General features: G+C 39.3%; 22 protein-coding genes and 1 pseudogene. 10 read left to right on the forward strand and 13 right to left on the reverse strand.

Going from position 1 to position 22,791, the window contains the following annotated elements; all coding sequences use genetic code 11:
* The 5 genes and pseudogenes from ACTH6U_RS11315 to ACTH6U_RS11335 all read right to left on the reverse strand — a co-directional run bounded on the left by ACTH6U_RS11315 (position 1) and on the right by ACTH6U_RS11335 (position 5,028).
* Positions 1-2,820, reverse strand: a pseudogene (locus tag ACTH6U_RS11315) (phage tail tape measure protein).
* Positions 2,817-2,969, reverse strand: a complete 153-nt coding sequence (locus tag ACTH6U_RS11320; RefSeq protein ID WP_441832248.1) for a GpE family phage tail protein — start codon at positions 2,967-2,969, stop codon at positions 2,817-2,819. Before ACTH6U_RS11320 ends, ACTH6U_RS11315 begins: the two are co-directional and overlap by 4 nt.
* The gene (locus tag ACTH6U_RS11325) at positions 2,969-3,268 is read right to left on the reverse strand and encodes a phage tail assembly protein (RefSeq protein WP_287479282.1); all 300 of its coding nucleotides are present in this window, start codon (positions 3,266-3,268) and stop codon (positions 2,969-2,971) included. Before ACTH6U_RS11325 ends, ACTH6U_RS11320 begins: the two co-directional genes overlap by 1 nt.
* 56 nt (positions 3,269-3,324) lie before the next feature.
* Complete coding sequence (locus tag ACTH6U_RS11330; protein ID WP_287479280.1) at positions 3,325-3,837, reverse strand: phage major tail tube protein; 513 nt, start codon at positions 3,835-3,837, stop codon at positions 3,325-3,327.
* A 3-nt stretch (positions 3,838-3,840) separates the two neighbouring features.
* Positions 3,841-5,028 carry a phage tail sheath subtilisin-like domain-containing protein gene (locus tag ACTH6U_RS11335; protein WP_441832232.1) on the reverse strand — a complete coding sequence of 396 codons (1,188 nt, stop codon included), beginning with the start codon at positions 5,026-5,028 and terminating at the stop codon, positions 3,841-3,843.
* Between the two features lie 155 nt (positions 5,029-5,183).
* Here ACTH6U_RS11335 and ACTH6U_RS11340 point away from each other — a divergent pair, with 155 nt between their 5' ends.
* Positions 5,184-6,308 carry a phage late control D family protein gene (locus ACTH6U_RS11340; protein WP_287479276.1) on the forward strand — a complete coding sequence of 375 codons (1,125 nt, stop codon included), beginning with the start codon at positions 5,184-5,186 and terminating at the stop codon, positions 6,306-6,308.
* 50 nt (positions 6,309-6,358) lie between these two features.
* Positions 6,359-6,610, forward strand: coding sequence for an ogr/Delta-like zinc finger family protein (locus tag ACTH6U_RS11345; protein ID WP_353735431.1), 252 nt, complete (start codon positions 6,359-6,361; stop codon positions 6,608-6,610).
* Positions 6,611-6,642: 32 nt separating this feature from the next.
* Here the strand turns inward: ACTH6U_RS11345 and ACTH6U_RS11350 are convergent, their stop codons facing one another.
* The gene (locus tag ACTH6U_RS11350; RefSeq protein ID WP_287479275.1) at positions 6,643-7,401 is read right to left on the reverse strand and encodes a hypothetical protein; all 759 of its coding nucleotides are present in this window, start codon (positions 7,399-7,401) and stop codon (positions 6,643-6,645) included.
* A gap of 299 nt (positions 7,402-7,700) precedes the next feature.
* Here ACTH6U_RS11350 and ACTH6U_RS11355 point away from each other — a divergent pair, with 299 nt between their 5' ends.
* From ACTH6U_RS11355 to ACTH6U_RS11390, 8 genes are all read left to right on the forward strand, one after another.
* Positions 7,701-8,003, forward strand: coding sequence for a type II toxin-antitoxin system RelE/ParE family toxin (locus tag ACTH6U_RS11355; protein WP_441832233.1), 303 nt, complete (start codon positions 7,701-7,703; stop codon positions 8,001-8,003).
* Positions 8,000-8,299 carry an addiction module antidote protein gene (locus ACTH6U_RS11360; protein ID WP_294105117.1) on the forward strand — a complete coding sequence of 100 codons (300 nt, stop codon included), beginning with the start codon at positions 8,000-8,002 and terminating at the stop codon, positions 8,297-8,299. Before ACTH6U_RS11355 ends, ACTH6U_RS11360 begins: the two co-directional genes overlap by 4 nt.
* An 89-nt stretch (positions 8,300-8,388) precedes the next feature.
* Positions 8,389-8,970, forward strand: coding sequence for a HutD/Ves family protein (locus ACTH6U_RS11365; protein WP_441832234.1), 582 nt, complete (start codon positions 8,389-8,391; stop codon positions 8,968-8,970).
* Positions 8,971-9,200: 230 nt separating this feature from the next.
* Positions 9,201-9,953 carry a M48 family metallopeptidase gene (locus tag ACTH6U_RS11370; RefSeq protein WP_294105123.1) on the forward strand — a complete coding sequence of 251 codons (753 nt, stop codon included), beginning with the start codon at positions 9,201-9,203 and terminating at the stop codon, positions 9,951-9,953.
* Between the two features lie 309 nt (positions 9,954-10,262).
* Positions 10,263-10,904: a lysophospholipid acyltransferase family protein gene (locus ACTH6U_RS11375; RefSeq protein WP_441832249.1), complete on the forward strand. Its 642-nt coding sequence runs from the start codon at positions 10,263-10,265 to the stop codon at positions 10,902-10,904.
* On the forward strand, positions 10,901-11,845 hold the full coding sequence (locus ACTH6U_RS11380; protein WP_441832235.1) for a phosphatidate cytidylyltransferase: 945 nt from the start codon (positions 10,901-10,903) through the stop codon (positions 11,843-11,845). The genes ACTH6U_RS11375 and ACTH6U_RS11380 overlap by 4 nt, the downstream gene beginning before the upstream one ends.
* Positions 11,846-12,304: 459 nt before the next feature.
* Positions 12,305-13,282, forward strand: coding sequence for a 6-phosphofructokinase (gene pfkA / locus ACTH6U_RS11385; RefSeq protein ID WP_294105128.1), 978 nt, complete (start codon positions 12,305-12,307; stop codon positions 13,280-13,282).
* 283 nt (positions 13,283-13,565) lie between these two features.
* Positions 13,566-14,576 (forward strand): sulfate ABC transporter substrate-binding protein, encoded by a 1,011-nt coding sequence (locus ACTH6U_RS11390; RefSeq protein ID WP_294105130.1) that lies wholly within the window; start codon positions 13,566-13,568, stop codon positions 14,574-14,576.
* Positions 14,577-14,811: 235 nt separating this feature from the next.
* On the opposite strand, the gene uraH is transcribed toward ACTH6U_RS11390, so the two are convergent.
* The 7 genes from uraH to fpr all read right to left on the reverse strand — a co-directional run bounded on the left by uraH (position 14,812) and on the right by fpr (position 22,780).
* Positions 14,812-15,225 carry a hydroxyisourate hydrolase gene (gene uraH / locus ACTH6U_RS11395; RefSeq protein ID WP_441832236.1) on the reverse strand — a complete coding sequence of 138 codons (414 nt, stop codon included), beginning with the start codon at positions 15,223-15,225 and terminating at the stop codon, positions 14,812-14,814.
* Between the two features lie 207 nt (positions 15,226-15,432).
* Positions 15,433-16,389, reverse strand: coding sequence for a hypothetical protein (locus tag ACTH6U_RS11400; protein ID WP_294105135.1), 957 nt, complete (start codon positions 16,387-16,389; stop codon positions 15,433-15,435).
* Between the two features lie 155 nt (positions 16,390-16,544).
* Positions 16,545-18,425: a glycoside hydrolase family 3 protein gene (locus ACTH6U_RS11405; protein WP_441832237.1), complete on the reverse strand. Its 1,881-nt coding sequence runs from the start codon at positions 18,423-18,425 to the stop codon at positions 16,545-16,547.
* A 425-nt stretch (positions 18,426-18,850) separates the two neighbouring features.
* Entirely contained in the window at positions 18,851-19,798 is a 948-nt protein-coding gene (locus tag ACTH6U_RS11410) for an OmpG family monomeric porin (protein ID WP_441832238.1), read from the reverse strand.
* Between the two features lie 402 nt (positions 19,799-20,200).
* Entirely contained in the window at positions 20,201-20,971 is a 771-nt protein-coding gene (tpiA, locus tag ACTH6U_RS11415) for a triose-phosphate isomerase (RefSeq protein ID WP_294105146.1), read from the reverse strand.
* Positions 20,972-21,224: 253 nt separating this feature from the next.
* Entirely contained in the window at positions 21,225-21,839 is a 615-nt protein-coding gene (locus ACTH6U_RS11420) for a DUF1454 family protein (RefSeq protein ID WP_441832239.1), read from the reverse strand.
* A gap of 194 nt (positions 21,840-22,033) precedes the next feature.
* On the reverse strand, positions 22,034-22,780 hold the full coding sequence (gene fpr / locus ACTH6U_RS11425) for a ferredoxin--NADP(+) reductase (RefSeq protein WP_294105154.1): 747 nt from the start codon (positions 22,778-22,780) through the stop codon (positions 22,034-22,036).
* Positions 22,781-22,791 lie beyond the last annotated feature (11 nt).

Raw genomic sequence — 22,791 nt, forward strand, 5'->3', positions numbered from 1 at the left:
TTATCCTATATCGGTTAAGAGGGAACGCCGGCGCGTATCGGTTTCACGTTTAAGTTTTTCCAGTTCCTGGCGAACAATGGACGCGATATTTTTTGCATCTTTCATATCAACACCGTGAAAATGCAATTCGTATTTATTTCCCTCTTGTTTGATATCTTGCTTAACTGGGCGTTGCATTTCCATTTTAGCCGGCTCAATATCAGAACTTGCAATCACATTAGGTACAGATACTCTTCCCATCGTTGGGTCTTGGTAAAGCCCATCAACCGCTTTAATTGCAGGGAAGTTTTTAAAAACAATTTCACCTAATTTATTCGGATCGCGTAGTTCTTTATCGGGTGTCGATAAGCCGCCACCACTACCTGAGATTTTTGATTTATCACCACCAGGTTTATAAACATCAGTACCAAATTCAGGGGCTTTGACTTTAGGTGGCGTGATATTGCCTTTTGCTACATCATCATTATGCTTTTCTGTTTCCTTGCTAGTTTTTTCTTGTACTTGATTGCCCGCTTTGATAACAGAAAATATATTCTGTAATGGTGAGCTGAACGCATCCATTGCGGTCTTAGTTTCTGCAGTCAATTCAACAGGCTTCATTTTATTGATTTGATTGACGGCATCATTGGCAACTTGTGGAGCCATGCCTAACGCTTCAAGTATCCAGCCTATCCCCTCGGCAACCATTGTTATTGGTGTTAATAAAGCCTTAATTGCAATGCCAACTACTTCACCAAACGTTTCACCTGCACTGGTACACGCTTGTAGCGCTTCATCTGAGGCTTTAATCGGAGAAAATAAATCCGAGAGCCATTCCCATACTTTTTTTACAGCTATCCAAATTTCATCAAAAATGGGGGCAACAACAGAAAATGCACCACTAAATGCATCTCTTATAGGTGCTAAACCCGTCATTAGCCCTGTAAAGAAGCCACTAAAAAATGCACTAATATAATCCCAATATTTGTAAATGGTGAGCGCAGCAATTACTAGGGCGGCAACAACTAAACCTACTGGACTAAACAGGGCTGAGAGCGCAACACGTGCAATAGAGCTACCAACTTTGATCACATTGAAGAAATTAGAGAATGCACCTGAAGCACCGAGTAAGCCTTGTCCACCTGTAAGTAGGTTTAGACTAAGCCGCATGGCAGCAAATGGAACAAGGACAGCCGCAGCGGCAAGCGCTAAAGCGCCCAAAGCAGTGACCATCGCAGCAATAGCCATTGCACCAAAGGTTAAAACTTTTGTTAATCCCTGATGTTTTTCTGTCCAGTTTTTCAGGTTAGTAATGAAATTGGTGACGGTTTGCGTCAAATTGCGTAACGGTGCATCAACACTTTCTGCGATTGATATTCGTAGAGCTTCCCAAGCAGAATCTAATTGTTTGATATCCCCTGATAGGTTATCAACCTTAACGTCAGCAACTTTTTTTGCTTCTCCTTTTGCCCCTTTATTCGCGTTATGCAGTTCGTCATATCGACCGCTGAGTGTGGCATCGATAACCGCACCCATGCCAACCATGGCCTCTTCGCCAAAAATATCTTTTTTAATGCGAATTTGGCTAGCCTAGTCATACTTTCGTAATGCTTTACCTACGTCTTTTAATATTTCACCAGTATCGCGTAACTTTCCGTTAGAATCGTTCACAGAAACGCCCAGGGCGGTCATAGCGGCTTGCCCTTTACCGAGTGGGGCAACCAGTCGGGATAAGCCAGCGCGCATTGATGTACCCGCCATAGAGCCGCGAATACCGTTATCTGCCATTGCACCCGCCATTGCTGCCATACTTTCAAGACTAACACCAAGCTGTGCGGCAACAGGTCCTGCATACGTCATCGTTTCACCGAGCATACGCAAATCGGTATTGCTTCGGGTGAATGTAGCGGTAAGTACGTCTGACACGCGGTTCATTTGGTCGGAGTCAAGCTTAAACTGCGTTAAAACATTAGAGCCAATATCTGAGGCTTCACCGAGATCCATATCGCCGGCTAAGCCCATATTTAAAACACCGGGTAATGCCGCTTTAATGGCATCGGGGGTAAAACCTGCCATAGCCAAAAACTTTTGGCCTGATGCGGCATCTGTTGATGTATAGGCGGTACTTGCACCAAGCTCTTTAGCTTGTTCTCGTAGCATGGCAAGTTGTGGCGAGTTTTTATCAAGTCGGGTTAATGCTTGGACGCCTGACATACCCTCATCAAACTGAAAGCCTGGCGCCATAAGACGGGATGCGCCATATAAAAAACCGGCTCCCCCTGCGGTGGCGGCAGCACCGCCCATTGCAAGCTTACCGCGTACTTCTTTTGCTTTTGCATATTGAGACTGTGCGCGAGTAACTGATGTAAGCCGTTGCCGCTGCATTTCAAGTTGCCGGTTATAGGTTTCAGTGCGTCTTGTTATCTGTGCTGTAGCATTATCACTACTACGAACCGAAATACCGTGGCGATATAATTGTGCTGCAGCAGCTTGTAACTTTCGTTTTTCACTATCCAGTGAGCGGCCTAAACGGTCACGGGCAAGCCTTGATTGCTCCAGGGCGCGCTTTTGTTCTTCGGTACGTTGATTTAATGCGGGGTAACTATCACGTAGTGCCTTAACTTTTGTTTTTGCTTCTTCATAAGCCGTATTATTACGCTTAACAGACTGAGAGAGCCGGTCAAATGTACCAGCCTGGCTTGAAAGGCTTTTTATGCTATTTTGTGTGGCTTTGATCTGAGAAGCAAAACCGGCAGCGCTGCGTTGTGCAGCGTTAACCGGTGATGTAAGGCGGTTTACAGCGCTGAGAGATACCCGAATGTTGAGATTGCGATCTGTCATTCGTTTTGTCCTATGCGAACCGCCGCGAGCCTATGCCACTTTATCAATTCTGAAATTGTCATTTCATCAAAAGAGGAGGGTGGCCAGTGAAACACCATCGCAATATCTGCGATGATGTCATCAATATCGATTGCGGGTATTTCGGGGATTAATTTTCCTGTGCGTCCGTCTCGTCGAGAGGGGCACTCGGCGCTAAAAAAGTTGCAATCTCATTGGCGAGCTGAGCAAAGCAATCAATTGGCATTGAGGCAATATCTTGCTCTGTAAGTCGTGGCTGAGTAACGCGAGGTAATAGTGTGATCAGTGAGTTAACGTCACCCGTTGCCACTTCCCACAATTTTAAACCGCGTAAGGCACCTGCTTGGCGCATCGTATCAGTGATCGTCACTTCTTCAATTTCACGACCGCCTTGGATTTTTACCGGGGTATTAAATTTAACAATAGACATTATTTATTCTCCATCAAAATAGGGGGATTAGCGCCACAACGTGACGCTATCAAAAATTAGTGGCCAATATTGGCGCGGTGCTCTGCAAGGCGATCGGTGCCACCGACAATCCATTTCATATTGAGTAAATCAATCTCAATGAGGGTTTCACCGTCAGCCGTGATCTTGCAGTAGGTATTTTTCAGCGTGTACTTGTGCTGGGTGTTATCGCCGGCTTTTGCGGTTCCCTGGTCAAGTTCGTTAAAACGTCCGCGAGTTTGAAGTTCATACGCGGTTGTTTCACCCGTTGAATCATCATAGTAAGAACCGGCGAAACGGAATTGTGTACCGTCGATGGTGCTACCCCAATCTTTGATGAGTTCAATATTTAAACCACCCATCGTGATATCCATATCTAACGCGCCAGCTTCAAAGCCGAATTGCGGTGCAACGGCGCCGAGCATTCCCCCACCTTGGTAATCTTCCGTTTTCAATGTCAGCTTCGGGGGCGTGACCTCTTCTACTTGTCCAAGGTAGGTTTGACCGTTAATGAAAAGGTCAAACATATAGAGTTTTTTAGGCATTCCCATGTGTTACGCTCCTGTGCCTAATTGATTGAATACGGCGAAATACTCATCGGTGAAGGTCTGCTCTAAACCTAGACGCTCAAGCGGTGGTACTGGCGCATATTTATATTTAATGATGGCGTGACCATCACGTAATTGTGTTGTTGGATTGGCTGCAGGGTCATACCAGCAGTTAAAGCCCAGTAAGCGGCCTTGCGTAACCAGCTGATCCCCTTTCTTTTGAATACCATCAAGAATATCTTTCACTAATGATGGGGTAAGCGGTTTGTCTACATAGATAAAATGTGCTTCTGCGATCATTTCAGCTAAAATTTGAGCCGTGCGGGTATAAACTTCAAATACATAGATATCTTCATCACAGGTACGGTTGCCCCAAAAACGATAACCTTGGTACTTAATTAAGGTGGTAATGCCCTTTTCGTTGAGGTCGTTTGAATCAGTATCTTTGTCCTGCAATGACCAATACACATCAGCCGAAATACCCAGTACGCCATTAACCGGAACATTTGATAATGATTTATGCCAACCTTGCTCATCATCAATACGAGCACGCAAGCCTGCAGCAATAGCCGGCGCCGCAATGACTTCGTTTTTACCCGTTTCAGTGTTGAAACCTAAGTAATCAGGATAAATCACCATCACTTCACGCTGACTAAAATCTTTACGGTATTCTTTTGCTTCTGAAATAGTGATGCAGCCATTTGCCGAAACATAAGCAAATGCTTTTAATTTTTCAGCAAAGATAGCCATTTGCAGCGCAACGGGTTTAGTGTCTAGCCAAGGTGCAATAAGAATGCGTGGCTGTTCATCCACTTTCGCTTTAGCAGTTAACCAGGCATACATACCGGTGTAACGTCCGTCTGCACCATTACCGCCAATCACAAGCTGGTCTTGTGTTTTTGTTTCGCCATTTTCGGGTTTCGCATTGGCAGCATCAGCAACGCGAATAACAACTACCTTTGGGCTGCACTGGTCTGAAATGGCTTTGAGTGTTTTATACAATGTGCCGGTTTTACCTGCTTTACCTAACACATTATTAATACGCGTAATTAATACGGGTGTATCGAGAGGAAACAAGCTTTCATCCGCATCATCACCCGTACAAACAACACCAATTGTTGAGGTGTTTAAGTCACGAATTAATGTGGTGAGTTTTGTTGTCTCTTTGACTTCCACGCCGTGATGATAAGTCATAATTGAGCCTCACTAGAATAATATCAGTCACACTATTGTCTTAATAAAAACCTGCAAAATCATGCGGTTTGACTTGTCGTATTGATGTAACAAGAGAAAGCTATATCAACTCGCGCGCGCGATATGGGAAAGTGTCGGCATACGGGGAGAGGATTATGTTTGAGCAATATTTCGATTCTGAGCTAGTGAAACAACCGGCGTTTGATATCACGATAGGCGGTAAGCAAATACTGAGTTTGAATGACCGGCTAATTGGCCTGACGATAACCGACAATCGCGGGTTTGAGGCGGATACATTAGAAATCACCATTGATGATACTGACGGAAAAATAGAACTGCCGCCCCGTGGTGTTGAGGTCAGTGTTGCTATTGGCTGGTTACGAGAGCCATTGACCCACAAAGGTATTTTTACGGTTGATGAAATTAGCCATAGTGGAGCACCAGACCAAATTATTATCACTGCCAGGTCGGCAGATTTTCGCCAAGAATTTAACGTAAAACGTGAATATAGTTGGCACGATATCAAAGTTGGTAAAGTCGTGAGTGCAATAGCAGGGCGCTATAACTTGACGCCTGCAGTTAGTAAACAGTTAATTGATATTGAAATCGATCACGCAGACCAAACAAGCGAAAGTGATATTAGTTTTTTATCGCGCATGGCTGAAATGCTCGGTGCAATCGCGACGATTAAAAATGGTAACTTACTGTTTATTATTCCCAACCGTGGCTTAACACAAAGCGGAACGCCAATACCCGAAGTGGTGATTAAGCGTGATGTGGGTGACAAACACAGCTTTAGAGTCGCAGACCGTGACGCCTACACTGGCGTTAAAGCCAATTGGCTAGATTTGAATTTTGGCAAAAAGCCAGCAACGAGTGTGAAGCGCAAAAAGAAAAAAACGACTAAACCTAAAAAAGAGAAAAAGGCGAAATCCAGTAGTAAAGAGGGTGAATATCTAGAGGGGGCTGACGGTAATATTTATGTGATGCGCCAGACCTATAAGACCGAAGAAACCGCAAAACGGGCAGCAGCAGCAAAGTGGCTAAAACTTCAAAGAGGTGCAGCGGAATTTAATATCACACTTGCGCGAGGGAGGGCTGATTTATACCCTGAAATGCCTGCATCGGTGATTGGATTTAAAACGGTTATCGATAGTCACCAGTGGATCATTTCTCGCGTAGTGCATCAAATCAGCGATAACGGGTTCCAAACACAATTAGAATTAGAGTTAAAAATTGATAATGATAATATGATAGACGGTGATAATTCAGCCAATTGATATATCGTGTTATAATTAGGTTAGGCAAACCCAAGAACCAAGGCTTTACAATGGCGTTTAATTGTCCAAAATGCGGCGCCGCATCTTACACTCGCACCAGCGAGCCAGTAACAGAAGAAACAAAACGCAGTTATCATCAATGTCAAAATGTTTTATGTGGCTGTACGTTTACGACATTACAAAGTGTCGAACGCTATTTAACGATACCCAATCCTCAACCGTTACCATCTGATTTTAAATTACCTGGTGATGCATTTCCGAAAAGTCATTATGGCGAGAATCAACTTTCGTTGATGATATGAAAATAGCCCCTCATGAGAGGGGTTAAGTTTTTTTATTGAGGGATAACTTCTAAAATATCGCCTGTAGCTAAATCCACCTTAACCTTTATATTTTCTTTAACAATTGCACCGTAGGAATTTTTACCTTTGAAAATGGTGCTAACGACTGCATAAGGCGGCTTTGCATCAAAAACAAATCGGTAATCCGTTTCATCGTGCTTGTAGCTACTGTCATCATCCATATTATTTTTAATTAATTTTTCGAGTGGTCTATATGCACCACTAAACTTACTGAAATTTGACATAAAAGTATCAAGGTTTACACGGTCATTTAGTGACTTTGGATCGCGCATAAAGTCAGCATAACACCAACCTAGAGTATCATTAAGGTTTAGGTCAGGGGATTTGGTGTAAGAAATTTGACTAATGCAGTTATAAAAGAGGTCGGTATCTTGTGGATTTAATTGTTTATGTTCTATGTAGTTTTTGATGATTTTCTCACGGTCTTCTTTGTACTCCATTTTATACTTTGATAATGATAACTCATTATATTTAAATGGTTTTTCTTTTATTGTTTCAGGTTCTTTTTTTTCTTCGGTCAAACTGGATTGGTCATTTTCTTTTGGTGAAACCACTGTATTAGAGGGTTTAGGGTATAATACTGAGCCTAAAATAGCTGCACCAATAAAAACCGCTAAATAGACAAGTGATGACACCTTTCTGTTTGGCATTAATACTAATTTAGGTTTTATTAAGCCTAGTATGAATGCTAGAAATCCAAGAGAAGATATTGCAACAATGATTTTTTCCATTTGTTCACCGTATGTTTTAAGTAAAATTTAGCATATGGTCATGTATGAAATTGAAAATAGCAAGCCGCTTAAAAAAAAGCGGCTTTTTGGTCAATAATGGTCGATGTGGACGGAATGTGGACAGTGAGAATTATAAATAACTATATAACAATAAGTTATAACTCAGTAACGAACACCATCCCTGTCTTTTAAGCCCCTTTTAGGGGCTTTTTTTTTGCCTGTAAAATAGATGAGTGTTAACTGTAGTTGACAATTAATGAGGGCTCATTAGTATAGTACCAAAAGACAAGGAGGGTCTTATGATGAGTGTGCTTACAACAGATATCTTTGATGGTTGGATGAAAGATCTTAAAGATATTCGAGCGAAAACAAAAATTCAAGTTCGAATTAGGCGCTTAAAAAATGGAAATTTCGGGGATGTTGAAGCAATTGGTGATGGTTTTTCAGAATTACGAATACATGAAGGTCCAGGGTATCGTATTTATTTGAAGAAAGTGAATAATGTTGTTGTTATTCTAATCAATGGTGGAAATAAAGTGACACAACAGAAAGACATTGTTAAAGCTAAACAAATTTTCAAAGCAATCGAGGGAAAACTATGACCATTAAGCTAAAAGAGTATGATATTGCTGAACATTTAAATAGTGAAGAAGAAATACAAATGTATCTCAATGAAATTTTAGAAGATGGCGATCCTGCTTTAGTGCTTGCAGCGCTTGGTGATATTGCCAGAGCCAGAAATATAAGCCAACTTGCAAAAGAAGTGGGTATGAGTCGTGAAGGTTTGTATAAAGCCTTATCGGGGCAAGGTAATCCAGCATTTACAACGATTATAAAAATCGTTAATTCTCTTGGTTTAAAGTTACAATTCAAATCAATTAAGTCATCTAATCTTTAAGATCATTTTAATGCAAATTATTGATTAATTTTTATCGACAGTATTACTTTTATTTATCTAAATCATTCATCGAAAAATAGGTAAACGTCATGATCCAAGTTTTAACAGAACAAGATTATAAAAAAATGCCATGGAAAAATGGTCAAGGGTTTACTTTAGAAGTTGCGCGTAGTCATGGTGAAGGTTTAGATGATTTTGATTGGCGTATTTCTATTGCAGATGTTAAGGCGGCGGGTGCATTTTCTTTTTTCCCTGATAGGCAGCGTATTATTGGCGTATTAGAGGGAGTTGGTTTGACGTTACAGGTAGATAAAAAGGCACCAATTACCTTACAGCAAAAACAATTTTTTGCATTCCATGGTGAAAGCGAGGTGTATGCGGAGCTTGTTGATGGCGCTATTCGCGATTTTAATCTGATCTATAATCCGCAAAAATATAGGGCTCGCTTACAGTGGTTGAATGCACAATCTGTCATGTCTTGGATTAGCGATGCCAGCCATGTTTTAATTTTTAATCATACAAAATTGCTCGATATAGTCATTAATATGGAGCAATACTCATTAAAAGGGTTTGAAACCTTATTGGTGACAAATAATTGTCAGTCGTTGCAATTTACGACGTCACAACAATTGAATCGTGATTTTTGTATTATTGAATTGTTTATTAAGTGACTTGATTGATTACACGAATTTGGCGTTTTTATTAGTAGCAACTTACTCTAATTATGTGTGATTGGTGAGGTATTTATCTGGTAAATTCTGCTATTAGCGTAAATATGATAACAAAATCATATTATGACTAATTATGGCTTTATTCCTATTGTTATTTTTAACAGAATTCATAGTCTTTAGCATTACTAATAATAATAGTTGTTGTATATATTCTATAGGAAATATGAAACATGAGAATGAAAGCACTTGTTGCGATAGCGGTTTCTGCTGTCGTTTTAACTGGCTGTAAAAATTTAGACCAAGGGATGTTAACTAACTCAGGCATGCAATTATTTCAAGCAGCTACATTGTCAGATTCTGATGTTAAACAACTTAGTGATCAGTCATGTAAAGAAATGGATGCACAAAACAAAATTGCACCAGCTTCAAGTAAGTACGCTAAGCGTTTAGATAAAATTGCTAAAGCATTAGGTAATGAAGTTGATGGCGTTCCAGTAAATTATAAAGTTTATCAAACTGAAGATGTGAATGCATGGGCAATGGCTAACGGCTGTGTGCGTGTTTACAGTGGTCTGATGGATGTGATGAACGATAACGAAGTTGAAGGCGTTCTGGGCCATGAAATGGGCCACGTAGCATTAGGTCACACACGTAAAGCGATGCAAGTGGCTTATGCAACCGTTGCTGCACGTACCGCAGCTGCTTCAGCGGGTGGCGTAGTTGAACAACTGAGCGCATCTCAAGTTGCTGCTTTAGGTGAGAAACTGGTTAATTCTCAGTTCTCTCAACACCAAGAAAGTCAAGCAGATGATTTCTCTTATGATTTGTTGAAAAAACGTGGTGTTAGCACTAACGGTTTAGTGACGGGTTTTGAGAAATTAGCAAAAATGGGTAGCAATGAAACAAGTATGTTTGATTCTCACCCACCATCAACAGAACGTGCACAAAATATCCGTGACCGTATCGCTGCTGATAAAAAATAGTATTTAATTATTCAGTTATACCTCAAGGTGCATAGCTGCTGATTCTATATCAGTGACATGCGCCTTGAATTATTTAGTGTCTATTTATCGAAGAAATAGATTTTTTATACATATTATCTGATTGGCTCCCTCCTATTTTTCCTCTAAATGAATAAATCAGAACTTACCCAGTTGTACTCTGCCGGGCAGCTATCTATCTTATTTAAAATGATGACTCTGAATTGCTGATTTAGCATCGATATTGCGCCTTCGTGACTGACCATTAATTTTTAGGACGTCACTATGCGAAAGCGATCGCAAGGAAAAATGATGAAAAAAGTACAGCGAGTTTCTCTATTAGCTAAAACAATGGGAATGCTGTTGTCGGGGACCTGCCGTCTATTGACTGGGGTACGTACCCGTTGGGTTGGGTGTCAGCCTACAATGGCTTCTCGAATTTATTATGCAAATCACTCAAGCCACCTTGACGGACTGGTTATTTGGTCAGGATTACCGCCACTTATGCGTCACTTTGTTCATCCCGTTGCTGCTAAAGATTATTGGGATAAAACTCCGTTTCGTCGTTATCTGGTGAATAAGGTTTTTCGTGCTGTTTTGATTGATAGAAAAGGGGACAAACCCGCAACAGGGAATGTGCTAGAGCCATTGGAAGCTGTATTAGAATCGCAACATTCGTTAATTTTATTTCCAGAGGGAACTCGCGGTGATGGCGAAGCGTTAAGCGAATTTAAAAGTGGTATTTATCATCTAGCTAAAAAATACCCTCATGTTGAGGTGGTACCTGTGTATTTAGAAAATTTAAATCGAGTATTGCCTAAAGGGTCTAAACTCGTTGTGCCCGTTATTTGCTCTGCGACAGTGGGTCAACCATTGGCACCATTAATGGAAGATGAAAGTAAATTAGATTTTTTGCTGCGTGCCAAAAAAGCCCTTGAGGAATTAATGCCATGAGCCTGTGGGATAGCGAATTATCATTATTATTATCAGGCGTATTTGGCGTACTGATTGTGGCGAGTATCATTGGTGGAATACTGGCTTATCGGTATTCAGGCGAGAAAAGTAATCCAACGATTGATAACTTAAATGCGCGAATTCGGGCATGGTGGGTGATGTGCATTATTTGTGTTCTCGCCGTTGTGCTCGGTAATATTGGCGTTGTGGTTTTATTTGCGTTGATTTCATTTTTTGCATTACGTGAATTTATTACCTTAACTCCTACCAGACGTAGTGACCATGAAGCACTATTTTGGTGTTTCTTTGTCTTTATTCCTCTGCAATATGTATTAGTTGGGATTGAATGGTACGGATTATTTTCTATTTTCATTCCGGTCTTCGTATTCTTATTTTTACCGACCCGAATTGCATTGGCTGGGGATACTTTTCATTTTCTTGAGCGTACTGCAAAGATCCAGTGGGGAATGTTGGTAACAGTTTTCTGTTTAAGTCATGTGCCTGCATTATTGATGCTGAATATTCAAGGCTACGAAGGTGAGACGGTTAAATTATTACTCTTTCTTATTGTCGTAACTCAAATTTCAGATGTACTACAGTATGTCTTTGGCAAATTGTTTGGCAAACATCCTATCGTGCCAAAACTGAGTCCAAATAAGACGATAGAAGGTTTCTTGGGTGGGATACTGTCCTCGGTTGCTATTGGTATTTGTTTATATTGGGTGACCCCATTTAGTTGGTGGGTTGCCGGGCTGATGTCTTTAGCGATTACATTGATGGGATTTGTTGGCGGGTTATGTATGTCAGCAATTAAGCGTGATAGTGGTATTAAAGATTTTGGCGCAATTATTGAAGGGCATGGCGGAATGTTAGATAGAATTGATTCTCTGTGTTTTGCTGCGCCGGTATTTTTCCATTTGACTCGTTACTTTTATACTTAATTCATCATGATGATGATTTTATTTGAAAAGCACCGTTAAGGTGCTTTTTTGTTTGATGGATACAGCGCTAGATTAAGTTCGATGTTATCATTGTCACTTAATTTTTGTTTCGAACTAAGGCGACAATCGGTATATTGAACCCGCGTTTTAAGGGGATTGTTTTAACGCATTATTTTCCAAGTCATGGGTTCATGAGCTAGTATTATGTTATTGAATACATAATTTTGTCTGTTTGTCGGGATATCTTCGCTTGCTGTTTATATGTACTTTGAATTATTTTGAGTATAAAGCGGAAAATCTTGATGGAAAGCAGATGCATAATCCTGTCTTTACCGTATTATGTCAGTAGGTGAATCAATTCAGCTTTGGCGATTTACAATAGGATTAAGTTTAGAATAACTGAGTAAGTCGTATCCTTTTTATAGATTTGCAATTTATATTCATTAATCAGAGGTCATCATGGTCAAACAGATTAAAAGAATCGGGGTTTTAACGAGTGGTGGTGATGCACCAGGTATGAACGCTGCAATTCGTGGTGTTGTACGTGCTGCACTAGGTGAAGGCTTAGAAGTCATGGGTATTTACGATGGATACCTAGGCTTATATGAAAACCGTATGAAGCAATTAGACCGATACAGTGTGTCGGATATGATTAACCGCGGTGGTACTTTCTTAGGATCTGCTCGTTTCCCGCAATTCCGTGATGAAAAAGTTCGCGCCATTGCCGTTGATAACTTGAAGAAAAATCATATTGATGCGCTGGTGGTTATTGGTGGTGATGGTTCTTATTTAGGAGCTAAAGCACTAACAGAAGCAGGTTTTCCATGTGTAGGTTTGCCGGGCACTATTGATAACGATGTGGCGGGAACAGACTATACCATTGGTTATTTCACGGCATTAGAAACGGTTGTTGAAGCGATTGACCGTTTGCGTGATACCTCAACTTCTCACAAACGTATTTCAATCGTTGAAGTGATGGGGCGTTATTGTGGTGATTTGACCCTATCTGCGGCAATTGCGGGTGGCTGTGAGTTCTTAGTTTTGCCAGAGCAAGAAATGGCGTTTGATCGTGAAGAGTTGCTGTCAGAAATTAAACGCGGTATTGAAAAAGGTAAACGCCACGCCATTGTTGCGATTACTGAGCATGTTTGTGATGTTGCAGAATTGGCAAGATATATTGAAGAGCAAACCCGCCATGAAACCCGTGCTACCGTGTTAGGCCACATTCAACGCGGTGGTTCGCCGGTTGCTTATGACCGTATATTGGCTTCGCGTATGGGGGCTTATTCAATCCAATTGCTACTTGAAGGCTATGGTGGCCGTTGTGTCGGTATCCAAAATGAAAAATTAATTCACCATGATATTATTGATGCCGTTATGAACATGAAACGTGTCTTTAAGAAAGATTGGTTCGATACAGCGAAAAAACTGTACTAATTTTTGCCTCTGTTATTGCAAATCAGTTTTATGTACTTCGAGCTATAGCATTGTTGGCTTCATACGCCGCCTTGCTGTAGCTCGAATGATTTAGTCTATTCTCAAACCATTTTTATATTCATATTGCTCTTCGGTTCAAACTTATTTGCCTCCTTTATGTGTTCATATATTCCCCAAATGCATAAGTTTAACTTTTTAATTATTTCCCGTTATCGATACTATCTGTCAGCCTGACCTTGTAATTAATTCGATGAGGGATGGCACAATGGTACATTTATGGCAGATGAAAAAATTTCAATTAACCACCGCATTACTATTCATACTCACCGCAATGGTTTTGGCAACAAGTGCATGGGCGAAGGATATTCAGTTATTAAATGTGTCATATGATCCGACGCGAGAGTTTTATCAGCAATATAATCAAGCCTTTAGTGAATACTGGAAAGCAAAAACTGGCGATACAGTTACTGTGCGCCAATCTCATGGTGGTTCCGGTAAACAAGCAACTTCAGTGATTAATGGGTTAGAAGCGGATGTGGTCACATTAGCATTAGCTTATGACGTAGATGCTATCGCTAAGAGTGGCCGAATAGAACGAGATTGGAGAAGTAAGTTAAGCGATAATTCAGCACCTTACACTTCAACAATTGTATTTCTAGTACGTAAAGGTAACCCTAAAAATATCCGCGATTGGGATGATTTAATTCGTAAAGATGTTTCTGTCGTGACGCCAAATCCGAAAACATCAGGGGGTGCACGTTGGAATTATTTAGCCGCTTGGGGTTATGCATTAGATAAAAATAACCAAGACACTGAAAAAACAAAACAGTTTGTAAAAGAGCTTTATCAAAATGTGGAAGTTCTCGACTCAGGAGCTCGTGGTGCGACGAATAGTTTTGTTGAGCGTGGTATCGGCGATGTATTAATTGCTTGGGAAAATGAAGCGTTGTTAGCAACGAGTCAGTTAGATACGAAAGATGAATTTGAAATTGTGACTCCAAGTATTTCAATTTTAGCGGAGCCATCAGTAGCAATAGTGGATAAAACGGTCGATAAACGTGATCACCGAGAGGTCGCAAAAGCTTATCTTAAATACTTATATTCAGCAGACGGGCAAGAAATTGCGGCTAAAAACTTTTATCGACCGCGTAATCCAGCCATTGCGGCAAAGTATCAACATCAATTTCCACAGCTAGCATTGCTGACTATTGATAAAAACTTTGGTGGTTGGACAGAAGCCCAGAAAACCCATTTTGCGAATGGGGGGGTGTTTGACGATATTATTCGTCGTTAATCTCGAATACTCGTCATACTTCGAGTTACAGCGTTGTTGGCTTCATTCGCTAACTTTAGTCACATACTTATGTATGCTCCTAAAGGTTAGCTCACTAGCCGCCTAGCTGTAATTCGAATTATTTAGAGTATTACTGAGTTTTGTTTAGAGTATTTGTTGGTTGGATAGTTAGATGCTTGAACCGCTCCCCGCCAACGAGGGGCAGTCGAAGAACGGCTTTGTTTTTAAAATGAGATTAACTACCACGATAAGTCGAATATCCATATTGGCTTAGTAATAATGGAATATGGTAGTGCTGCTCAGGATCGCTAATATTAAATTCAACTGGAATTTCTGGGAAAAAGCTACTTTGATTATTGTCAGCAAAATATTTTCCTGTTTTGAACGTGACTCTATAATCGCCGATTTCAGTTTTTGTATTATCAGGCCATAATTTTTTTACTCGGCCATCTTGATCTGTTTTTTCAGAATTTAGAATTTTCCAATTATTAGCTTGTTTCTGTTCTAACGTAACTTCAACACCGGGGGCTGGTTTCCCTGTTTGTTGGTTTAATATGTGAACGCTTAAGCTATCTGCTGCTAGGGCGATAGTGGGAACAGTAACGGCTGATAATATAATGGCAGAGAGTAGATGTTTTTTAAAATTCATTTTGATATGTCCTTTTATAATAACTGTTTGATAATGCATTCGATTTACATTTATTCTATAAAAGGATTTATAAAATAGCCTGACAGCTCTATTACAATTTAGTCATGTTATTTTTAAAATCTAATAAATATAAAAGTCACACCAGACTATACAAACTGTAGTGTGACTTCGTGATTACTTTAAATTAGGCCGTGGCATAATTATTTTTTATTGCCAAGTGTATTTCACACCTAACTGTCCGAGATAGAAAGTTTGACGGTTATTGCTACCAGACGTGATACCTGCATTTTTTGGATTTTCCCAGGTACTTGGCTCAACCGCAAATCCGCCCCACAGTGTGAGTTTTGGTGTTAGGTTATAGAATACTTGAGTTCCTACGCGGTAACCGTCTTTTACTTTTTGTGTTGTGCGTTGATTACTGTCGTAGTTATGCTCATTTAAGTAGTAGCGGAAATAAGGCATTACACTCCAATCTTGATTGAGGGTAATTGGAAAGTAACCACGAATTTGGTTTTGTTCCCACGTCTTATTAAAGTCTTTATCCCAAGTCCAGTCGGTATACATATATAATTTAGCTGTTGCTGAATCATTTACTTTATACACTATACCGTGCTCAGATTCCCATTCGTAGCTGTTTGCGGCATGAAAATTGTCATAATGATAGAATGCATCCCAGAAGTTAAAGGCCCATTTATCATTAAAATTATAAGTACCGCTAGGCATTAGCCAAAAGAGTGTATTTGATGGACGCGCTTGTGTTCCAGGTGCAGAGTCATTGGATTCTTTACGGTAAGTCACGTTAAGATTAAATTGCCCAAGGTCACTTGAATACATTTTGCGCGTTGCCCCAATTTGGGTACGGTTACGAATAAATGAATCTTTCGACGTTGAAAAATTATGGTTGTAGCTTCTTAATGATTCTTTATGTTCAAGGAAAAAACTCCATTTAGATTCAGGATTGGATAAAAATAGTTGTCCAATCATGGTAGTTTTATCATAAACCTTACGATCTTTAGAGTTGTGGTGGCCTTCGAATTTTTCTAATTCCATATAGACGTTAGACGAAATACGCCAGTAGTCGTTATTGACTTGGTCCGCAGCAAAAGCAGATGTCGCAAGCCCAGTAGCAGTGAGGAAAAGTAAACCATTCAGTGAAGTTTTCATAATAACCCTTTAATTTTAATTACTTATATACATTTATTTTTATGAGACACCTTTTTTAAGGATGTCAGAACCAGTCCTTTATACCGGTTGAGGTATAAAGGCTGATTAATGCTTATTTTTATGAGTACGTATTATTAATGTAGAGCGTTGAAGAATTACTGGGCGGTGTTGTATGTTTCACCGTGGCCATAAGGGAACAATATTTTGTCGCCTTTAGGGTTTTTGATGTTAACCGGAAGCAATCCTTTTGGTGGATTGAGTGGTTGTGCATTGTTATCAGCAAATAAAGTGCGTAAGCCACTGCGAATATTAGTTTCCAGTGAGTTACGGTTGTTATTCGTGACATCAAAACCTGTAATACCATAGATGGCAATATTGGCTTTTACGTCGTTCAAATAAGCAATGTCATACGGATTGCGTGATGAAATAACCACTAATGGTGTTTTACTTGCATTCGCTTCGTCAATAATGAGTTGCGCATTTGCGGGTGTATCTTTGAGGTTATAAGTCGTCAGTAGGATTAAATCTTGGTCTTTGACTAATTTTTTTACATCACTTTTAGTCAGCGTGTTTTCGTTCAGTTTTACAACGAGTTCACTACTTTGAATATTGACGTTAGTTTCGTTAGCAATATCGTTTAGATGTTTCTGAATTAATGTATTACGTGGGCTTTCATCTGAAATAACTAAAATATTATTTTGTGATTTCAATTGGTAAGGCAGTACTTTTTCATTTTTAATCAGTGTAACCGCTTGCTCCGAAACCATATTTTCGAGATCTTTATGACTTTTTGAGGCAACAACTTGTTGTGCGGTATTTAAATCAATAGGCTGAGCCGTAATTTCTTGCTGAAGTTTTTTCAATACCACTCGTTTTGCCGATTCATCAATGCGTTTTTTCAGCTCAGGATTTTTTTCAGCTTGTTCTTCTAGGTGGCGATACATGTTATCAAGGCGTGTTACCGCTGCGCTATCCCACATTTTTATTGGCATAAGGACAATATCAGAGCCAGCAAGCAAAGAGGTTTCGACAGCCCAGTTCATATCAAAATTATCGGCAATGGCACCCATATCCATGGCATCGGTAACAATCAAACCATCGTATTTGAGTTCTTCGCGTAAAATATCATGCAAAATAGGTTTTGAAAGCGTGGCGGGCGTGCCAACTTCTTTACCGGTAAGTGTTTTGATTTTATGGTTATCAAGGGCTGGAACAATAATATGCGCAGTCATGACCGCATCAGCACCATGGGCCAAAGCATATTTAAATGGTGGCAACTCGGTTGAACGCCAGGTTTTTGCATCGGAATTGACAACCGGTAAGTCAACATGTGAGTCGGAAGAGACATTTCCATGTCCTGGGAAATGTTTTAATGACGTCAATAAATTGTATTTATGAATACCTTTGATGTAATTGACTGATAGCTGTTCCACTAAAGATTTGTTATCGGAATATGAACGCACGCCAATAACAGGATTATTTTGGTTGTTATTTACATCAACAACTGGGCCGAAGTTGATATTGAAGCCTAGACTTGAAAGTTCGTATCCGTGGATCATACCGGTTAACTCTGCCAGTGCGGGGTTACGTGTTGCGCCTAGCGCCATATTACCGGGCATTTCAGTTCCAACGCGAAGGCGTGTGACATAGCCCCCTTCTTGGTCAGTACCAATGAATAACGGAAGGTTACTACGAGAAGATTGGAGCTTATTGATTAAATCGACCGTCTGTGGCGTATCAATCAGATTTTCACGAAATAGGATTACTGATCCTAAATGGTACTGATTGATAACATTAGATACTTCATCATTCATTGCTAGGAATGGTACGGGTTCACCATTCTTATCTTTATTCCAATATCTGAAATCTAACATGAATAGTTGGCCAATTTTTTCAGCCTCAGACATGTTTTTCACAATTTCTTCAGCTGATTTTTGTTTATCTTTCCATAAATCATCCAACTGTGCTTGCGTCATCGGTTCTGCTATCGACATCGCACTAAAAATACAGGCAGAAAGTAAGGCGAGTTTTTTCATTTTATTATTCCTTAGTTATTTTTCGATGGATAATAAGTAGCCGCTCTTATTTATGATGTGAGATAAATCACAGTTAAAGTTATTCTCAAATTGAGATTTATAAGAATAGAACCTAGTCTGATGAATTATGATGCCTTAATTATTTAATTGATTTATATGATAATTATATAAGTGAATAATTGATTTATATATGGAATAATTTCACTTTGGAATTATCTTGTTATGTGATCTCCGCTGAATAAATAGTTGAATAAATTATTCGTCTAATTAAAGGATTAAATTTTTGTTTTTATACTGCTGAAATAACTAAGAGTAATTTTTGTGTCATATAAAACAGATGAAAATAGTGATAAATACGAAAGTCACATTTAGTGGCCATGTGACTTGTTTTTTATCTTAAATTAAGAAAATGATAAATCATTTATTTATTGCCATTGATATTGCACACCGAGTTGGCTGAGGTAATAGGTTTGTTTATTATTATTTCCTGAGGTTATTTTATTATATTTAGCATATTGCCAATTTGTGGGTTCAATGGCAAAACCGCTCCATAGTATTAATTTAGGCGTGATGTTGTATTCGATTTTTGCACCTAATCGATAACCCTTTTTGATTTTTTGAGTGAGAACTTGCGCACTGTTATAGGCATGCTCGCTTAAGTAGTAGCGAAAATAAGGAAAAATACGCCAATTTTGATTAATGGTAATTGGAAGTTCGCCGCGAATTTGGTCTTGTGAAAAAGTATTTGTGAAACCGCTCGCCCAAACTCGGTCATGGTATAACGAGAGTATTCCTCTTATTTTAGGAGCGTATTGATAAACAATACTATATTGGGCTTCCCATTCGTGATTATTTGAACGGTGATAATTACTGTAATAATAAAAAGCAGTCCAAAAATCCAAAGACCATTTTTCATTAAACTGATAACTTGCTGCTGGCATCAACCAATATAAGCTATGAGAGGAATGAGCTAAGGTATTTGGGGCGGAATCATTAGATTCTTTTCGATAAGTGAAATTGAGACTAAGTTGTGACGTCTCATTTTGGGCTAATTGATATGTGCTACCGAATTGTGTACGGTTACGAATATAAGATCCTCGAGACATTGAAAAATTGCGGCCGTAATTTCTAAGGGACTCTCGGTGTTCAAGTGCGAATCGCCAATTAGATTCAGGATTTCTAAGGTTTAACTCACCAATCATACTGACTTTATCGAAAACTTTATTCTTAAAGGCGTCTCGTTGTCCTTGATATTCTTCAATCTCGATATAGGTATCGGTGTTTATTCGCCAAAAATCGTTATTCAATTGAGAGAGAGTGATGGGGGGAAAGAGGGTAATGATAGCTAAAATTAGACTCTTTATATATTTCATAATCATCATTGATTGTTATTAAAGGTTGTCTGTGTTGAATGTTTTCAACATCGATTTAATGCTAAGCCTTAAATGATGTCCACAATTCTTGGCTATAGGTAGAACAGGAATAATTTAGGGAATGATAGAAATTAAAAACAACTATATTGGTGAATTAAAATTAAATTTTGCTAGGAATAGAGGATAAGAATAGAGAATAATTTACATCTAATTATTTTCATTTTTGTGATAAGGATTGGTATTTTATTTATGAGTATCTTTGACTGTTTTTTATTTTAATTATTTGATTTTACTTAATATTAGATTGAAATAGATAATAATTAGGTTGGTTTTTAATGGTATTAATTAAACAATTAACCGCCATGACTGACGGCTAATTGTTGATGCGTGTTATCTAAGCAATTATTTTGCTTTTTTTGCTTCAGCGGCTGCTTTGACAATCACGGCGAAAGCATCTGCTTTCAGTGATGCGCCACCGACTAAAGCGCCATCGATATCAGGCTGGGTGAATAGCTCAGCAGCGTTGCTTGCATTAACTGAACCACCATATTGAATGATGACTTGTTCTGCAACTGCCGCATCTTTTTTCGCAATATGAGTACGAATAAATTTATGGATAGCTTGAGCTTGTGCTGGGGTCGCTGATTTACCTGTACCGATAGCCCAGATTGGTTCATAAGCGATAACTGCACCTTGGAATGCTTCAGCACCTAATAAATTTAGGACAGCATCGATTTGGCGAGAACAAACTTCTTCAGTTTTGCCTGCTTCGTTTTCAGCTTCAGTTTCACCGATACACAGCACAGGAATCAAACCTTGTTCTTTTAATACCGCGAATTTTTTAGCAACGAATTCATCGCTTTCATTATGGTAGGTACGGCGTTCGGAGTGACCAATAATGATATATTTAGCACCAATATCTTTAAGCATTTCAGCTGACGTTTCGCCAGTAAATGCGCCTGATAAGTTTACATCTACGTTTTGTGCACCTAATGCAATACGGCTACCAGCAACGGCGTGTTTTGCTTGGTTTAAGTAGATAGTTGGTGGTGCAATTGCTACATCACAACCATCAACACTGCTAAGCTCTTTACGCAGGCCTGCGATTAGATCAATGACCATTTGGGTGCTGCCGTTTAGTTTCCAGTTACCCATTACTAAAGGATGTCGCATGTTGTTTCCTCCAACCTGAGATTTAAATGATTAATCAGTAAGTTATATATTATGCAGTTGTTGTTTTTCGCATAATAAGACAAATTTTTTCACCATCACTGCATATCCTAACTTATTTAAGATATCTGATTGTTAGATAATGATAGTAATCAGATATTTCTAAGTAAGATAATTAAAGGCATTATAAAAACAATACTTAGGAATAGCTTTGCTTTTCATCATGCATGCCCTAAGCATTGTGATCATTATCAGTTTAGGGTGCTTGTTGCTCTAGCTTAATCGGTTCAACAGCAAAAGTAAGCACATTATTATCACTTTTTACTAAAATATAGCGCAAAGTGCCCAATCTGGCTTCTTCAGCTCGATTTGGGTTTTTATCGGTCATGAATTTAGTTAAGGCTGAGGTTAATTCAGGTGCTTTATCCAAAGAAGCATTAGGATCAAATTGATTAATAAAGGCAATAATATAGCGTTCCATCAGCTGCTGGCTTTTTTGGGCTTCTTTTTCGTTAGAGCTTGGGAGCAGGGTGATTTGTAGGCTCTTTATTTTTTCACTACCCCGCTCTAAAACAGCAGATGAATATATTTGTTGGTTAATACGGGATGCTGCACGAATATAGGGTGCTGAAATATCCTGACTCGCAATTACTTTATATTCATGTAGATACAAATCTGGATTATGTTGATTAAACTGAGTACGCAGCTGAGGGATTGTGAGATCAAATGAAGGCGCATCAGGTGCTAAATAAGCCACTTCAAAGTCAGTGTCCGGTAAGGTGGGAACTTTTTGGGCTAATGCCGTTTGGGACAAACTAAGTGCATAAATAGTGATGATAATTTGAATTGAACGAAATATCGGCTGCGTCATTTTTTTTCACTCATTCTTTGGATGCTCTTATTGTATCAGGATTAGGTGCAATGACATCATTATTGGTTTTTTTCATTTTAAGGTTGTACGAGTCACTGCCCATATTTTAGATAAAATATCCGCTTCCTCAGTTTGAAGTATTTAAAACAGGTAAAGAAGCGGTAAAATCATATTATTATTTTGAGTTTTAAAGTTTACCAATATTGCTCGCTAGAAATATGACCTGGTTTGCGGCGTAAATGTTTAACCATTCCATGGCTATTTTTCAGCATATCGCGCGTATCTCGTACCATTTCAGGATTACCACACAACATCACATGGCAGGTATCAGGACTTAGTGGTATACCGACAGCCTCTTCAAGCGCATGATTTTCGATTAATGCAGGCACTCGACCCTGTAATGAGCCTTCGGCATGTTCACGACTGACAACGGTGACGATTTGCAGTTTCCCTTGATATTGCTGTTCTAGCTTCTTCATCAGTGGCAAATAGCTAAGATCTCTGTGGTAGCGAACTGCATGAAGTAACACTATGTTTTTAAAACGTTCTAGTCCTTTGCCTTCTTGTAATATCGAAAGAAATGGCCCGATTGCCGTCCCTGTAGATAGCATCCAGAGGTTTTGACATTCAGGTATTTCATCTAAGACAAAAAATCCTGTTGCTTCATCGGTTATTTGTAATTCGTCACCAGGTTGTAGTTGTGCAAGTTTTGGACTCAATTTTCCATTGGGAACAATAACAAAATAGAACTCGAGTTGATTATCACTCGGTGCATTGACGTAAGAATATGCACGCTGAATACGTTCTCCATCAATTTCAAGTGCGAGCTTGGCATATTGTCCTGCAGTAAACGGTTTAATTGGTGCATTGATCACCAAACTAAATAATGATTCTGTCCAAAACTTTGCTTCTACAACATTTCCAGTAACCCAATTAGCCATAAATATGTACC

The organism is Providencia sp. (genome assembly GCF_052096715.1).
Lineage (GTDB): Bacteria > Pseudomonadota > Gammaproteobacteria > Enterobacterales > Enterobacteriaceae > Providencia.

Bases quoted from the DNA above. Each gene is read 5' to 3' on its own strand.
- pfkA (WP_294105128.1), top strand. From the start codon at position 12,305: ATGGTCAAACAGATTAAAAGAATCGGGGTTTTAACGAGTGGTGGTGAT.
- ACTH6U_RS11420 (WP_441832239.1), bottom strand. From the start codon at position 21,839: ATGACGCAGCCGATATTTCGTTCAATTCAAATTATCATCACTATTTAT.
- ACTH6U_RS11345 (WP_353735431.1), top strand. From the start codon at position 6,359: ATGGCGTTTAATTGTCCAAAATGCGGCGCCGCATCTTACACTCGCACC.
- uraH (WP_441832236.1), bottom strand. From the start codon at position 15,225: ATGAATTTTAAAAAACATCTACTCTCTGCCATTATATTATCAGCCGTT.
- ACTH6U_RS11400 (WP_294105135.1), bottom strand. From the start codon at position 16,389: ATGAAAACTTCACTGAATGGTTTACTTTTCCTCACTGCTACTGGGCTT.
- ACTH6U_RS11405 (WP_441832237.1), bottom strand. From the start codon at position 18,425: ATGAAAAAACTCGCCTTACTTTCTGCCTGTATTTTTAGTGCGATGTCG.
- ACTH6U_RS11375 (WP_441832249.1), top strand. From the start codon at position 10,263: ATGAAAAAAGTACAGCGAGTTTCTCTATTAGCTAAAACAATGGGAATG.
- fpr (WP_294105154.1), bottom strand. From the start codon at position 22,780: ATGGCTAATTGGGTTACTGGAAATGTTGTAGAAGCAAAGTTTTGGACA.
- ACTH6U_RS11380 (WP_441832235.1), top strand. From the start codon at position 10,901: ATGAGCCTGTGGGATAGCGAATTATCATTATTATTATCAGGCGTATTT.
- ACTH6U_RS11390 (WP_294105130.1), top strand. From the start codon at position 13,566: ATGAAAAAATTTCAATTAACCACCGCATTACTATTCATACTCACCGCA.
- ACTH6U_RS11370 (WP_294105123.1), top strand. From the start codon at position 9,201: ATGAGAATGAAAGCACTTGTTGCGATAGCGGTTTCTGCTGTCGTTTTA.
- ACTH6U_RS11355 (WP_441832233.1), top strand. From the start codon at position 7,701: ATGATGAGTGTGCTTACAACAGATATCTTTGATGGTTGGATGAAAGAT.
- tpiA (WP_294105146.1), bottom strand. From the start codon at position 20,971: ATGCGACATCCTTTAGTAATGGGTAACTGGAAACTAAACGGCAGCACC.
- ACTH6U_RS11410 (WP_441832238.1), bottom strand. From the start codon at position 19,798: ATGAAATATATAAAGAGTCTAATTTTAGCTATCATTACCCTCTTTCCC.
- ACTH6U_RS11330 (WP_287479280.1), bottom strand. From the start codon at position 3,837: ATGGGAATGCCTAAAAAACTCTATATGTTTGACCTTTTCATTAACGGT.
- ACTH6U_RS11360 (WP_294105117.1), top strand. From the start codon at position 8,000: ATGACCATTAAGCTAAAAGAGTATGATATTGCTGAACATTTAAATAGT.
- ACTH6U_RS11340 (WP_287479276.1), top strand. From the start codon at position 5,184: ATGTTTGAGCAATATTTCGATTCTGAGCTAGTGAAACAACCGGCGTTT.
- ACTH6U_RS11325 (WP_287479282.1), bottom strand. From the start codon at position 3,268: ATGTCTATTGTTAAATTTAATACCCCGGTAAAAATCCAAGGCGGTCGT.
- ACTH6U_RS11365 (WP_441832234.1), top strand. From the start codon at position 8,389: ATGATCCAAGTTTTAACAGAACAAGATTATAAAAAAATGCCATGGAAA.
- ACTH6U_RS11335 (WP_441832232.1), bottom strand. From the start codon at position 5,028: ATGACTTATCATCACGGCGTGGAAGTCAAAGAGACAACAAAACTCACC.
- ACTH6U_RS11350 (WP_287479275.1), bottom strand. From the start codon at position 7,401: ATGGAAAAAATCATTGTTGCAATATCTTCTCTTGGATTTCTAGCATTC.